Annotated in this window: 14 protein-coding genes; 8 read left to right on the top strand and 6 right to left on the bottom strand. The window is 63.4% G+C overall.

Annotation, left to right across the window (positions count from 1 at the left end):
• Positions 1 to 182: 182 nt before the first annotated feature.
• From DWV00_RS01150 to DWV00_RS01140, 3 genes are read left to right on the top strand one after another with little or no spacing between them, the layout of a single operon-like run.
• Entirely contained in the window at positions 183 to 1,007 is an 825-nt protein-coding gene (locus DWV00_RS01150; protein WP_245964667.1) for a MipA/OmpV family protein, read from the top strand.
• A 9-nt stretch (positions 1,008 to 1,016) separates the two neighbouring features.
• Positions 1,017 to 1,691, top strand: a complete 675-nt coding sequence (locus DWV00_RS01145) for a response regulator transcription factor (protein ID WP_115532203.1) — start codon at positions 1,017 to 1,019, stop codon at positions 1,689 to 1,691.
• Between the two features lie 56 nt (positions 1,692 to 1,747).
• Complete coding sequence (locus DWV00_RS01140) at positions 1,748 to 3,112, top strand: sensor histidine kinase (protein ID WP_115532202.1); 1,365 nt, start codon at positions 1,748 to 1,750, stop codon at positions 3,110 to 3,112.
• 79 nt (positions 3,113 to 3,191) lie between these two features.
• Here the strand turns inward: DWV00_RS01140 and DWV00_RS01135 are convergent, their stop codons facing one another.
• The 3 genes from DWV00_RS01135 to DWV00_RS01110 form a co-directional block, all read right to left on the bottom strand.
• Entirely contained in the window at positions 3,192 to 4,691 is a 1,500-nt protein-coding gene (locus DWV00_RS01135) for a hypothetical protein (protein ID WP_115531698.1), read from the bottom strand.
• 72 nt (positions 4,692 to 4,763) lie between these two features.
• Positions 4,764 to 5,621, bottom strand: a complete 858-nt coding sequence (locus tag DWV00_RS33860; RefSeq protein ID WP_181885308.1) for a hypothetical protein — start codon at positions 5,619 to 5,621, stop codon at positions 4,764 to 4,766.
• Between the two features lie 238 nt (positions 5,622 to 5,859).
• Complete coding sequence (locus DWV00_RS01110; RefSeq protein ID WP_147297808.1) at positions 5,860 to 6,666, bottom strand: response regulator transcription factor; 807 nt, start codon at positions 6,664 to 6,666, stop codon at positions 5,860 to 5,862.
• Positions 6,667 to 6,977: 311 nt separating this feature from the next.
• On the opposite strand from DWV00_RS01110, the gene DWV00_RS01105 reads away from it, so the two are divergent.
• From DWV00_RS01105 to DWV00_RS01085, 5 genes are read left to right on the top strand one after another with little or no spacing between them, the layout of a single operon-like run.
• Entirely contained in the window at positions 6,978 to 7,613 is a 636-nt protein-coding gene (locus tag DWV00_RS01105) for an RNA polymerase sigma factor (RefSeq protein ID WP_245964666.1), read from the top strand.
• Entirely contained in the window at positions 7,610 to 8,275 is a 666-nt protein-coding gene (locus tag DWV00_RS01100) for a zf-HC2 domain-containing protein (RefSeq protein ID WP_115531692.1), read from the top strand. The genes DWV00_RS01105 and DWV00_RS01100 overlap by 4 nt, the downstream gene beginning before the upstream one ends.
• Positions 8,272 to 9,168: an ABC transporter substrate-binding protein gene (locus DWV00_RS01095; RefSeq protein WP_115531691.1), complete on the top strand. Its 897-nt coding sequence runs from the start codon at positions 8,272 to 8,274 to the stop codon at positions 9,166 to 9,168. Before DWV00_RS01100 ends, DWV00_RS01095 begins: the two co-directional genes overlap by 4 nt.
• Positions 9,165 to 11,153, top strand: a complete 1,989-nt coding sequence (locus DWV00_RS01090; protein WP_245964665.1) for a histidine kinase — start codon at positions 9,165 to 9,167, stop codon at positions 11,151 to 11,153. The genes DWV00_RS01095 and DWV00_RS01090 overlap by 4 nt, the downstream gene beginning before the upstream one ends.
• Positions 11,128 to 11,760, top strand: a complete 633-nt coding sequence (locus DWV00_RS01085) for a response regulator (protein ID WP_115531690.1) — start codon at positions 11,128 to 11,130, stop codon at positions 11,758 to 11,760. The genes DWV00_RS01090 and DWV00_RS01085 overlap by 26 nt, the downstream gene beginning before the upstream one ends.
• Before the next feature lie 57 nt (positions 11,761 to 11,817).
• Here DWV00_RS01085 and DWV00_RS01080 read toward each other — a convergent pair whose 3' ends face one another.
• The 3 genes from DWV00_RS01080 to DWV00_RS01070 form a co-directional block, all read right to left on the bottom strand.
• Entirely contained in the window at positions 11,818 to 12,042 is a 225-nt protein-coding gene (locus DWV00_RS01080; RefSeq protein WP_245964664.1) for a hypothetical protein, read from the bottom strand.
• Positions 12,043 to 12,420: 378 nt separating this feature from the next.
• A complete protein-coding gene (locus DWV00_RS01075; RefSeq protein ID WP_115531688.1) occupies positions 12,421 to 13,158 on the bottom strand; it encodes a metal-dependent hydrolase in 738 nt (245 codons plus the stop codon).
• Positions 13,155 to 14,072 carry a fatty acid desaturase family protein gene (locus DWV00_RS01070; RefSeq protein WP_115531687.1) on the bottom strand — a complete coding sequence of 306 codons (918 nt, stop codon included), beginning with the start codon at positions 14,070 to 14,072 and terminating at the stop codon, positions 13,155 to 13,157. The genes DWV00_RS01075 and DWV00_RS01070 overlap by 4 nt, the downstream gene beginning before the upstream one ends.
• Positions 14,073 to 14,082: the final 10 nt, after the last annotated feature.

The following is a 14,082-nucleotide window of genomic DNA, read 5'->3' as shown; positions in this document are numbered from 1 at the left end:
GGATCGAAGGAACGAAGCAGCAGCGGGGCGGGATCGGTGGGGCCTGCCTGGGTGTCGGGCGGTCCTCCATGCGACGTTGGGGGTAACCGGCGATTTCCCGTTCCTTGGGCCTTTGGGCCGGTAAGTTCGCGGTAAGTCGACCGGTTTTAAAGTCGGCCCGCGTGCTCACCACCCCAAGGAAAATGATCGTGAAGAAGGCTCCCCGCCGCGACCGCCCGCTATTGTTGACCGCTGCTTTGTTTGTCCTTTCCTCGGCTCCCGCTTGGGCGGATGGCGATAACGCCACCACACCCGACACCGACACTTCCGGTTTCACGATCCTGAGCAACGCCACGAACGTGACGCATTGGGGCCTTGGCGCCGGGGTCGGCATCGAAGGATTGCCCTATAAGGGCGACGGCAGCAAGGTATCGCCGATCCCGCTCATTAACTTCGACAACAAATGGGTACATCTCGGCGGCACCGGGATCGATCTGAAAATCGGAAATTGGCGCGGTGTGAGCGTCGCGCTGTGCGGGCAGTTCGCGCTGTTCGACGGATACAAAGGCTCCGACGCGCCGATCCTGAACGGCATGCAGAACCGAAACGGCGCCTTCTGGTATGGCCCGGCGCTCGCATGGAGCAGCGCATTCGGCAAGCTTTCGGGCGACTATCTGCTGGGCGGAAACAAGGGCGAGCGCGCGAAAATCGACTTCGGCAAGCCCTTCGCCTTCGGAAGCTTGACGGTCGAGCCGCACGCGGGTGTGGAATGGCTGAGCGGCAAGTACGTCGATTACTATTACGGCGTGAGGCCATCGGAGGCGCAAGCCGGCCGCGCCGCGTACGACGGGAAGGCGGCCGTCAACGTGTCGGTGGGCAGCCGCGTCGACTATAAGCTCACGAAGCAGCAGTCGGTCATTCTCGATGTCGGCGTGACGCATCTCGGCAGCGGCATTACCGATAGCCCGCTCGTCGGAAGGCGCTTCGTTCCCGCGGCCCGGATCGGCTACCTGTACCAATTCCAGTGAGTGAAGGTCATGCATCGAGTGGCCATTATCGAAGATCACGAACGCCTCGCCGACCTGCTGCGCCAGGCCCTGACGGCGGCCGGCATCGAGGCCGATTTGTTCGGCAACGTCGGCGAGGCTGCCTATGGCATCGGCCGGGCCGACTATGCCGTGCTGATCATCGATCGCGGCCTGCCGGACGGCGACGGCCTGACGTTTCTGCGAACCTTGCGGGCCGCGGGGCGGACGATGCCGTGCTTGATGCTGACGGCGCGCGATGCGCTGCATGACCGGATCGACGGGTTGGAGAGCGGCGCCGACGACTACGTGACCAAGCCGTTCGAGATGAGCGAACTCGTTGCGCGCGTGCGGACGCTGATGCGTCGGCCCGCGACGCTGACCACCCTGATCGCGTCGTTCGCCGATATCGCCGTCGACCCGCAGCAGCATATGATGACCTGCGGCGACCGATCGATTCTCCTTGCGCAGGCCGAACTGCAGATCGTGCTGTGCTTGATCGAGGCGGCGGGCCGGACCGTCCGGCATTCGGCGCTCGAGCATGCGGGCTGGGGCCTCGGCGAGGCCGTGACGCCGAACGCGCTCGAAGTCACCGTGCATCGGCTGCGCAAAAAGCTGACGACGATCGGCGCGACGACGCGGCTCACCAACATTCGCGGGACCGGCTTTGCCCTGCGGCCCGCTTGATCGCAGTTCATCTCGGCAAGCGCGTTATTACCATCGTGCGGAACACGGCCATCATCATGTTTAGTCATTGGATTCGAAGGCTGTCGACGCGGTTATGGGCGATCAACGTCGCGGCGTACGCGGTCAGCCTGATATTGCTGTCGAGCGCTGCAATCTACCTCATCGATCATTTTCCCGATGCGCTCGGCCGACGCCAGCAAATGGAAAGCGTCCGCCACATCGTGGACGGATTGCGCTTCGACGGCACGGGGCAACTTCTTTCGGTGCAGCTTCGCGAGCGTCAGGCGCTGATATTCCGGCTCGCGCCGAATGACGTGAAATACCGCGTGCTGGACGCGACGGGGCGGGAACTGCTGGCCTCGACATCCGCCGATCCGAAAGGGAAAGGCGATTGGCCGTGGCTGACGCAGGATCTCGCGGAAGCGGCGGGTACGATCGCGCCGGCGACGATCGGCGGCAAGGTATTCACCGTCGCCACGCAACGCGTGTCGAGCGGGACGCGCATCGCCTATGTGCAGGTCGCGGAGAGCAAGCAGTTCGTGGAGGCGCTCGTCACCGCGAAGATCGAACCGATCCCGGCTACGGCCGGGTGGGCGCTGTTGATTGCCACGATCATTTTCGGGCTGACGTTGCCGCTCACGATTCGCCACGTGCTGAGGCCGCTGAAGGAGGCCTCGGATGCCGCCGCGAAAATCGATCCGTACAACCTGAAAACAAGGCTCTCCTCGAAGGGCATTCCTAGCGAGATCAAGCCGCTGATCGACGCGTTCAACGGCGCGCTGACCCGGCTCGAAAAGGGCTTTGCCGTCCAGCAGCAGTTTCTTGCCGCGGCCGCGCACGAACTGCAAACGCCGCTGACCTTGCTGCGCGGCCAGATCGAACTGCAACCCGAAATCAAGCAACGGGCGCATTTGCTTCGCGACATCGATTTGATGGCTCGACAGGTCCGGCAGTTGCTGCATTTGGCCGAGGTCAGCGAAGCACAGAACTTCAGCTTCGACGACGTGAATAGCCTCGATGTGGCGCAGGAAGTCGTGGCGTTTTTGGATGGGAAGGCCGACGCCAAGCAAGTGAAGCTCCATATCGAAGCGGGCGAGACGCAGCCTCGAATTCGGGCGGACAAAAGCGCGCTTTTCATTCTTCTCAAGAATTTCGTCGAAAACGCGATCAACGTGTCGCCTGAGAGCGGCGTGGTGCTGCTGACGATCGACGAGGCGTCGATTCGGATCGAGGACGAGGGCCCCGGCATCCGCCAGGATCATCTGCCGTTTCTGTTCGACCGGTTCTGGCGCGCGCCGGATTCGAAGTACGACGGGGCGGGTCTCGGCCTGTCGATTTGCCGGGAGATCGCGTCGGCGCACCAATGGCGATTGGCGGTCGACGTCCTGCCGACGGGAACGCGGTTTAGCGTCTGGCTGTAGGGCGCTTGGCTTCAATGAAGGAGGACCGGCCGTGACGAGTGCCGGTCCTCCTTCGTTCCACTGAGCGAACGTCGATCGTTCAGGCGTCGCCCGTCAGCAAGGCGCGACGCTTCTTCGAGCCGTCCGGGCGGTTCATTCCCGCTTGCAGCATGAACAGGTCGAGCATGTCCTGATCGAGCTGCCCATTGTCGCCGCCGCCTTGGCTAGCCGTATTGTTGGCGGCGTTCTGCGCGTTGTCGGCCTTCTTGCTCTCCTTTTCCTTCTCGTCTTCGGTCTTGCCCGCGGCCGCTTGCTCGTGCTGGACCGTGCGGCCCTTGCCGCCCGAGCGGCCCGTCATCGTGCTGAAGCGTTCGCTGATCTTCATCCGCGACGGTCCGCCCGTCCGTCCGGCCTCGCCTTCCAGCGACGCGTGCGAACGCTTCGATCCGACCGAGAAGCCACCGCTGCCGGCGATGCCCAGCGCGCCGGCTGCCGCAACCCCTGCGTACGAGGAGGCCGATCCCGATCCGCCCTCGGGCGTGACCTTCGCGGCGAGCGAGCCGAGCTTGTCCTGCACCTCGTTGCCGACTTCCATCTCCGAGACGCCCTTGACGACGCCCTTGACCGTTTGCGCGACGTTGCCGTGAATGGCACCGCCGATGGTTTCGTCGAGCTGCTGGCTACCGATATGCGCGTTTTCGAGCATCTGCGTGCCGACGGCCGCCATCGCGCCTTCGGGTGAGAGGTCCGAGGCGACCTCGAGCGTATCCATGCCGACGTTGCCGAGATCGCTGGCCATCGCGCCCCAATGGCCGTGCACGGCATCCTTGCCCGCTTGGACCGTGTCCTTGATCGCGCCTTCGGTGCCGTCGACGACTTCGGCGCCGACCTGATCGACGCTCGACTTCACGTTGTTGCCGAGCGCGTCGTAGCCTTTCTCGACCTTGCCCATCGCCTTGTCCATGCCCTTGCTCAAATGCATGTTCGCGAGCGAATCGACGGTGGCATGGCCGAGCGCGGTGCTCGTATCGTACGCCGCGTTGAAGCCGTCTTGAGCGGTCTTGACCGTATCGTCGAGCGCTTGCTGCCAACGCCCGTGCACGAGGTCGTTGCCCGTTTTGGCGAGGTCCTTGCCGACCGTGCCGGCGTCCTTGCCGAGCTGCGTCGCGACCATGCCGACGCCGGTCTTGATGCCTTGACCGATCTTCTTCATGCCTTGCTCGGCCTTGCCCATCGCCTTGTCCATCTTCTTGCTCAAATGCATGTGGGCGAGCGAATCGACGGTGGCTTGCTCGGTGGCCGAGCCGGCATCGTAGGCGGTCTTGGCCAGGTCTTGCACGGCCTCCTTCGTCTGATTCAAGGCGTTTTTGATTTGACCGTGGACGACATCGTCGAATGCGTCGAGCGTGTGCTGGGCCACCTGCGCGGTGTCGCTGACGAGTGTCTTGCCGACTTCCTCTACGCCCTTGACGACGCCTTCGCCCACTTTGGCGATGTCCTTGCCTGCGGTTTCGAGTCCGTGGCCAACGTCCTTCGCGGCGTGCGCGATGTCATGGCCCACATCCTCCAAGCCATGCTTGATCTTCGAAAAAATGCTCATGGCAATTCCTTCCGAATAGTGCGAGTGAAATGCGAAAAGCCGGTGCGCCGCACCGGCCGTTTTCGTCCGAGATCAGGTGCTCTTGGTGCCCGAAGTTTTCTGCTGCTCCATGATCTTCTGCAGCATTTGCGTGATTTCGCCGAGCATTTGCAGCTGGTTCTGCGTCAGGCCGCCCTGGCCGGCACCGCTGTTGCCGCCGTCGCCGCCGCCGGTTTGGCTGCCTTGCGATTTCAGCTGCTGCAGCATCTGCTTGATTTCGGAGAGCATCGAATCGATCGATTGCGATTGATTTCCGCCGCCCGCGCCGCCGGGGCCGGTCGCGCCATCCGGCCCGCCTGCACCGCCCGTGCCGCCGCCACCGTTGCCCGCGCCACCCGAGCCACCCGCACCGCCGCCCCCTTGGACTTGCTGCTTCAGCATGTCGAGGATTTGGCCGAGCATTTGCATGAGCTGATCGTTGTTGTTCTGCCCGCCGCCTGCTTGGCTGTTCTGGGATTCGAGCTGCTGCAGCATCGAGATGATGTCTTGCAGCGTCGAGTCGAGCGAGGGTTGCTGACCGCCGTCGGTTGCATCCGACGGACCGCCGGCACCCGTGGGGCCGCCTGCATCGGAGGGGCCGCCTGCGCCCGTGGGACCGCCTGCGTCCGAGGGTCCGCCTGCGTTCGAGGGTCCGCCTGCGTCCGAGGGTCCGCCCGTCGACGGTGCACCGCCACCGCCGGCCGGGGTGCCGCCACCGCCGCCGCCGTTCGGATCCATGCCGGTTTGCTGGTTTTGCTGTTGAATCGCTTGTTCCAGCATGTCCTCGATCATCTGCAGCACTTCAGCCTCGATTTGCTCGAGCTGCGTCGCCTTATTGCTCGACTGCGACGGGTTCGAGAAATCGAGCGCGTTCGTGCTCGTGCTGGTTGAATTGTCGATCGATACGCTCATGAGTAGCCTCGTCATCATGAATGGGGATCTGCACTGCCAGCGGGCAGTGCGTGAATGTTTCGCCGCGCGACGAGGCACCCTAACTAAGCCCATTCCGGCTGGAACGCAGCAGCATGGCGCATCGCTCGGTTTCGACGATACGCGGCTGCTGTCGGTCGCGTCCCGCCGGCCGGCGAACTACACGGGACATCGGCGAAACGAATCGAGCGGATCGATCGATCCGAGAGGAGTCGACGTATCAGAATTCGGCGATTTTCATCGCCGACGGTAGCCGGCCGGGCGCAATCGAAATATCGACCGGAGCGGAAGACGGCGCATCGATGGCCGCTTCGGAAGCAGGGGGCTCTTCGTCCTGCGCCGCTTCCTGTGCACAGAGATCGAGCTTATAGCCGAGCGCGTAGACGGTCTTCAGGTTGGCGCTCGCATTGCCCGAGCGGCGCAGCTTCCTGCGTAATTTATAGACGTGCTGCTCGATCGAGCGCCCGGCGATGTCTTCGCACGAACCCCAGACGCTGCTGGCGATCTGCGCGCGGCTCAGGAATTTTCCCGGGCTCGAGAAGAAGAGCCAGGCCATCGCGAACTCGCGCGGCGTCAGCGGAATCTCCTCGCCGTTGATCTCGAGCATGCCCACGTCGCGCCGCAGCGTATAGGCGCCGAGCGATATGACGTCGTCGGCCGGCTCCTGCGTGCAGCGTTGCAGCGCGACATGCACGCGCAAACGCACTTGTTCGAGATCGAAGCGGCTCGCAACGTCCGTTGCACCGGCATTGATCCACCGCAACATCGCCGACCAGTGCGAAAACGGCGTCAGCACGATGACAGGCGTGCACAAGTCGGCGTTGCAATTGCGCCAGGACAGCAGCGAATTGACGAGCATCGAATTGTTCTTCGCGTCGATCAGCACGACGTCGAATGCCGTCGTGCGCATCGCGCGGAACAGCGGCAGTTCCGCGCTGAACGCGTCGAGTTCGATGGCTTCCTCGGCAAAGCAGTCCGCGAGGCTGGCTGTCAGTTGGGGATCCTCGGTAATGAGAGCGAATCGCACTTTGTTCTCCAATCAGCGCGCATCGTCGACGGAGCGTCACGTGCACTGTCCTCTCGTTAGTACCGCCGATATCCGATCAGGATGCGGACGCCGCTGTACCGACAAAACCGTACCCGCCGAAATCCTTACGCGGCAAAATGGTGGCCGCAAAGGATTCCGGCTTCGCCGCGCGGGCGCGAGGTAAGGATCTCCTTACAAGCGATTCCGAGTTTCCCGACACGCCGCCGCTTTCGGGGCTGCAGCAAAGTGAGGCCTGCGATCGAATCGATGCACGATCGTCGCAACTTTTTTCTCGCGGGCGGGTACCTACAGTGAAATATCGAACCGGGCTGATTCAATACCGCATGTTGCCGATCATCGAACCCACTGCAGGGCGCGCGCGGCCGGCCGCCGCGCGCAGCAACGACACGGAAGACGCGGCGTTGCTGCAGCGCATCGCCGCGCGCGACAAGGCTGCACTGGCCGCGCTATACCGCGAATACCATCGCCGCCTCGTGCGTTTTCTCGTCCGCTTCACGCGCCGAGAGGATTTGATCGAGGAGGTCGTCAACGACACGTTCCTCGTCGTCTGGCAGAAGGCTCACGAGTTCAAGGGGCAGGCGCGCGTATCGACCTGGATCATGGGGATCGCCTATCGCGTGACGCTCAAGGCGCTGCGGCAGGGGCAGCTACAGTTCGAGCCGCTGCAGCTCGAACATGACTCGGTCGCGAGCGAGCCGTCGGCCGATCATGAATTGATCGACTGGCTTAGCAAGGGCCTGACGCGGCTGACGCCCGAGCAGCGCCTAGTGATGGAAATGGCCTATGTGATGGGGCATTCGTTGGAAGAAATCGCAGAGATGACGAATTCGCCCGTCAGTACGGTGAAGGCCCGAATGTTTCATGCCCGCGTAAAGTTGCGCAACGTAATGCCGGCATTGGCCGGTTTTGCCGGGGAAGACGAGTGAAGAACGATTCGATCGACAATGGTTGCGAGCGCGCGCATCTGCGCGTGTGGGACATGCTGCCATGGGTCGTCAACGGCACCGCTTCGGAGGCGGAGCGGCACGACGTCGACACGCATCTGAGCGAGTGCGCGTATTGCCGCGAGGAATTCGCCCGTCAGCGGCGTGTGCAGGCGGTCATGAGTGCCGACGCGCAGCCCGAGGTGTCCGTCGAGCGCGGCCTCGAGCGATTGCTCGAGCAGGTGGATGCGCACGAGCAGCAGGCGGCGCGAAATGCGCGAGAGAGCGGGACGGCCGGGAGCCGCCGCTGGGCCTGGGCCGCGTGCGGCTTGGCCGCCATGGTATTGCTCGAGGCAGGCGGCCTCGTCGAGCTGAGCGCCCCGCACCGTAGTAGTGCCACCTATCACACGCTGTCTTCGCCCGATGCGGGATTGCCGCAGGCAGCGATTCGCCTCGTCGTCGATCCGTCGATGACGGCCGGCAAGCTGCAGGCGCTGCTCGTGTCGTTGAAGCTGCAGATCGTCGGCGGCCCGAACGAGGACGGCGTTTATTCGCTCGGCGTGCTCGGCCGAGGCCACGACATCGAGAAGGACATCGCGGCGCTGCGTGCGGCGCCCGGCGTGCGCTTCGTCGAGCCCGCCGATGCTGCTCGCAACGAGCAATGATTCGCGTTTCGCCGTCTGTCGTGAGGTACGTACGAGGCTTCGTCGCGCTCGCGGCGGCGTGCATGCTCGGATTTGCCGCGGCGCCGGCCCAGGCCGAGCACTTCGACATCGTTTATCCGCGCGCCGCGAAGTCCGACGATCCGCGCCCGGTCTTCGCGAAGGCGGTGCTCGATCTCGCGATGCGCGAGGCGCACGCGGACTACACCATTCGCGAGTCGAGCGACGTGATGCAGCGTGAGCGCGCGATGCGCGAGCTGGCGAACGGCAATGCGGTCAACCTCGGCTGGTTCAGCATGTCGGCGAAGGACGAGGCGCGCCTTCGGCCCATTCGCATCCCCATCTATCGCGGTTTGATCGGTTATCGCGTCTTGCTGATCCGCAAGGACCGCCAGCCCGAGTTCGACAAGATCGAGACCCTCGCGCAGCTGAAGGCGCTGACGGGCGGGCAGGGGCTCGGCTGGGTCGATACGGGGATTCTTCGCGATGCGGGATTGGACGTTGAAACGGCGACCTACGATTCGCTGTTTCGGATGACCGAGGCAGGCCGGATCGATTACTTCCCGCGCGGTGTCGTCGAAGCGTGGACGGAATTGCAGGCTCAGCGCGCGGGCAATCCCGATCTCGCTGTCGAGAACCACTTGTTGCTCGTCTACCGCTCCGACACGATCTTTTACACGAGCAAACGCGACGAGCGGCTCGCGCGGACGATCGAGGCCGGGCTGCGCGCGGCGTATCGCGACGGGTCGTACATGCGGCTGTTCGATTCGCAGCACTGCGTCAAGCAGGTGTTCGAGCGGGCGCTGCTCGCTCACCGCACCATCATCTATCTCGACAACCGCTATCTGTCGGAAGCCGATCGTGACATTCCGAGCGAATACTGGATGCCCCGATGATTCGACGCAAGCGTGAGCACGAGCAAGGGGCTTTCCCTGATGCGAACATGAGCCTGACCTCGCTGATGTCCGGGCGGCGCCTGATCGAAAATCTGCGCGGCAGCGTGGTGCTGCGGCTCTTCGTCGTCGTCTTCGTATTCAGTTGCGCCGTCACCGTTGCCCTCACGGCCATGCAGCTGTATCGCGAGTATCGGCATGGTGTCGCTCGCGTGCAGGACCAGCTCGCCGAGGTCGACCGCATTTACCGAGGCTCCCTGGCCGAAGCTTTATGGCGGCTCGATCAAGCACAGGTCACGCTCGAACTCGAGGGGATGCTGCGGCTGTCCGATATCAGCGCGGTACAGGTGCGCGAATCCGGTGGCGATCCGCTTGTTGTATCGGCAGGCCATCCCGCCGGCGGCGCGGCGGTCATCTCCCGCGACTTTCCGATCATGCGCGAAGTGCAGGGCGCTCAACGCATGATCGGCACACTGCACGTCGAGGCGACGCTGAGCGATCTGTATCGCTCGCTTGCGAATACCGCGGCGCTGATACTCGTGAATCAAGCCACCAATACGTTTCTCGTGGCGCTGTTCATCACGTGGCTGCTCAATCGGATCGTGACGCGGCATCTCGCGGCGATCGCCCGAGCGGTCGCGGGCTACGATCATCGGGATTTGCCGATGCCGTTGATCCTCGACCGCCGGGAGCGGCCCGTGCCCGACGAGCTCGACCGCGTCGTGTCCGCCATCAACGCGATGGCGGCGCGCGTCTATCGCGCCTATCTCGACGAGCGCTACGCGAGTGCCGAACGCCAAGCGCGGCACGCGGCCGAAGCCGCGCGCGACGAGCTCGAATTACGCGTGACGCGCCGCACGGAACAACTGGCGCGGGCGAACGACGAGCTGCGCGAACAGATCGCCGAGCGCGAACGCGCGCAAGCACGGCTGGCGCTCAACGAGGCTCGGTTGCGCGAAATCGTCGAAGTGAGTCCGATACCGCTTTCCATCGGCTCGCTGGCCGAGCCTCGCATGCTCTACGCAAACGAGCAATGGCGGGAATTGTTCGGCGTGGCCGAATCCGAGCTGCCCCATATCAGCCTCGATGAGTTCTACGTCGAACAAGACGGGCGGCGCAAGCTGCTCGAGCGGATCGCGCTGGGCGGCAGGGTTACCGATACCGAAGTGCCGGTACGCCGGCGAGACGGAGCGCCGTTCTGGGCGACGATCACGGCGCGGTTGGCTGCGTTTCAGGACGAGCCCGCGATCTACGTCGGGTTCCACGACGTGACGGAGCGTAAGCGCATCGAGCAGGAACTGCTCGAATCGCGCGAGCAGCTGCGGCTGCTGAGCGCCCATATGGAGGCGATTCGCGAGGAAGAGCGCAAACGCATTGCCCTCGAGATTCACGACGAACTGGGCCAATTGCTGACCGCGCTGAAGATGGACGTATCATTGCTCAAGATGAGCTTGGGCGGCCAGCCGGAGCTGTTGAAGAAGGTGATCGCCATGCGCGATCTCGTCGAGCAGACGATGCTCATGGTGCGCAACGTGGCGAATCACTTGCGTCCGGCCGCGCTTAACTTTGGGCTCGTATCGGCGCTGGAGTGGCTGACCGAGGATTTCGGCAAGCGAACGGGCATCGTGTGCAGGCTCGTGTTGAACGCCGACGAACCGGATCTCACCGATGCTCACGCCACGGCCTTGTTTCGTGTCGTGCAAGAGTCCACGACCAACATCGCGCGTCATGCGCGCGCCACGCGCGTGCACGTGACGATGATGCACGACGAGAGCGGGCTCGTCTTGAACGTGAGCGACAATGGCTGCGGCTTCGATCCGGCGGCCTGCAAGCGCGGCTCGTACGGCCTGCTCGGCATGAGCGAGCGCGCGCGGCTGATCGGCGCGTCGTTGCAAATCGACAGCGCGATCGGCTCCGGAACGGTGGTGTCGATTAGTATTCCCGTGGAAAACGGAAGAGAAGATGATCAAGATTCTGATCGCGGATGATCACGCGGTAGTCCGCAGCGGTTTGAAGCAAATTGTGGCGACGGCCGCCGACATGACGGTCATCGACGAAGCCGCGAGCGGCGCCGATGTCTTGAGCAAGCTGCGCGGCATTCAGGTCGATTTGCTGATGCTCGACATCACGATGCCGGGGATCAGCGGTGTCGATCTGATCCGCCGCGTGTATGGCGAATATCCTGAGATGCCGATTCTGATTCTCAGCATTCATAACGAGCCGCAAGTCGTTTCGCGGGCATTGCGCGCGGGCGCGAGCGGCTACGTCACGAAGGACAGCGATCCCGAGGTGTTGCTGGCTGCGATTCGAAAGCTCGTGACGGGCGGCCGATTCATCGATCCGACGCTCGTCGACGCCGTCGTTTTCGAGCGGCATTCTTCCGATTTGCCGCCGCATGAAATATTGTCGGATCGCGAATTCGAAGTGCTGCGTTTGCTGGCGAGCGGCCGCAGCGTCAACGATATCGCAGAGGCATTCGCATTGAGCGCGAAGACGATCAGCACGCACAAGCGGCGTCTGATGCAGAAACTCGGCGTCAGCAACAACGCCGAGCTGTTCCGTTACTCCATTCGCCACGGCCTCGCGGCGCAATGAACGGCTGGCGCGGGGCGGTTTCGAAGCGGCCGGCATGCGTTGCCGGCCGCTTCGATTTCAGTGCAGGGTACCGAATAGGGCATCCACGCCGTCGCCCGGCGTCAGGCCCACTTTGAAATACGCTTCGAGCCGCTCGGCCGTCGGCATATCGAGTTCATACGTCGAGTAGATGTGGCCTTCCGTCACGGCACGGTCATACCAGTCGAGCATCCATTGCCGCAATGCCAGTTCATGCTCCGGCAGCCCCAGCGCATCGGGGTCGAGGATCGAGACGTGCATCATCGAAGTTCTCCTGTTTTCCGATTCATAAGCTGCAATTCCCGCTGCAGGCGGCCTGCGCCTTTGGCGGGGCGAGTTTTACGCTAAGTTTTATGCTACGCGAATACAGAGCCCGGCTCGATAAGAACAAGCGCAAAGTAGCGGTAGGGATGGCTTGTTTTGCTTGTAGGGATTTTCCGACAAATGATAGGCGAGGCGGATGTGTAGCGACAGAGGAATTGCCGTGACGGTTGCGACAGTTTCGATATTGTTACAAATTCGCTGTCCTAACCGATAGGAAGCATCGAAATTTCGCTGGGCGACGTGCGCTGTCGTTCATGTCGGCGGCTTTCCGGGGCATCGTCCTTATGCGATCGGATATCCGGCCTCGTATGCGATGGGCTATCCGTTCGGCGCGCGCCGATAGCGCCACCAGCCGCGCGTCATGCGCAGCAGCGACGGCACGGCGCCGAAGGCGAACCGCACGGCATCGATCAGCATGGCTGTGCGGCCGGCGCCCTGGCGAATATCGCAGCGACAAAGCGCGAACGTGTAGCGCAGAACATCGGTGGCCAGATACGCCGTGGCGAGCAACAGGGCGAGCGTGAGCGAGCGGCGCCGCAGGCCGGCGTGCGCAGCGACATCCATGGCGACATCGCGATGCCCGAGTTCCTCGCGCGCGTGCCAGTGCCACAGCCTGCTCGGGCGCGACGCGTCGTCGGCGATCAAATCAGCGTGCGTGCCGATTTCCTCGGCGAGGACAGTCGTCAAATGCTCGAACGCCGCTACGAACGCGAGTTGCATCGGCAAGCTCAGCTTGGCCAAGTCCTCGGTCACTCGGCTTGCACGCTGCGCTAGGGCCCTTGCCTCCGGTAGTTCAGCCGTGAGCGATTCGTTGTAGCGCTCGTGTGCTTGCCGATGAGCGTTCTCCTCGCGAATGAATCGATCGATTTCGGCATGAAGTATTGTGTCGGGAGGCAGTTCGGAGCGCACGCGCCACTTTTCGAGCGTATCGATGAAGAAGACCTCGCCGGCGGGCAGCAGGAGCGAAAGCGCATCGAAGACGCGGCTGCGCACGCATGTCCGATTCCAATATCGGTGCCGGGCGGGAGGACTGTCTTCGTGGGCACCATCGCTCATGCTTGGCCGCTCGATCGAACCCGGGGGGGAGACGTCGTCCCCGCTTGCGTACCGTGCGCGGTCAACCACAGCCTCGGACCGCCGGCGAACCAGCGGCGAATGAATACGCCATAAGGGATCGGCGCGGCCGTCGCGTCGCTCTCCAAGCGACGCGGCGCCTCGAACCATGGCGAGGCTGGTGCGCGGTGATGAACGCGATGCAGCGTTCGATGCAGCGTCATCCAGCCGAGGCCCGGCGGCAGCACGATGTCATGCGTGAGCGCGCCCGGTTCGCGCCGATTGGATGAAAGCGTGATCGCCACGCCGTAATGCTCAGCCTGCGTGAGGACGAAATCGAACCAGGAAAAGAGGACGAGCGGGATCAGATAGGCGCACACGATCGCCCGCGGCGCGTAGTGCAAACCGGCGACGACAAGGGCGGCGAATGCCGCGGTCGAGACGAGCGTGGCGTTGCGCTGCGTGCGCTTGTTGCGCGGAACCATGGCCCAGCCTGTCCGGCCGATATGCCACGCCACCCAAGGCAGTTCGAGCGGTGCCAGCAGCCAGATCCAGCGCGTGCGCCAACTGCGCGCGTAGAGCTGCCCTTCAGGGTCGGCTACCGTGCAGGCGGCGTGATGATGCGCTAAGTGAAAGTAGCGGTAAGCGACGAAGTTCACGCCGAAGAGTGCCGCGCAGGCGGTGCCGATGGCGTCGTTCAAGTAGCGGTTGCCGATGAACGTTCCGTGTACGCAAAGGTGCTTGGCTTCCTGGCATCCGGCCATCAATATGGCTTGAGGAAGGGCCAGCATGGCGGCGAGCCACGTGCTCGAGGTAACGGAAATGACGATCGTATTGATTAGGACTGCTATGAGAAACAGTACGCTCGGAAGATCGGTGTGTCTTCGGCTAGCGGTTAGGCGGATCGTGGCGGCCATGACGATCGGA

The organism is Trinickia dinghuensis, from assembly GCF_003367175.1.
Lineage (GTDB): Bacteria > Pseudomonadota > Gammaproteobacteria > Burkholderiales > Burkholderiaceae > Trinickia > Trinickia dinghuensis.
Note: the sequence above shows the minus strand (reverse complement) of the source record. Positions and strands in the feature narration are given on the sequence as shown.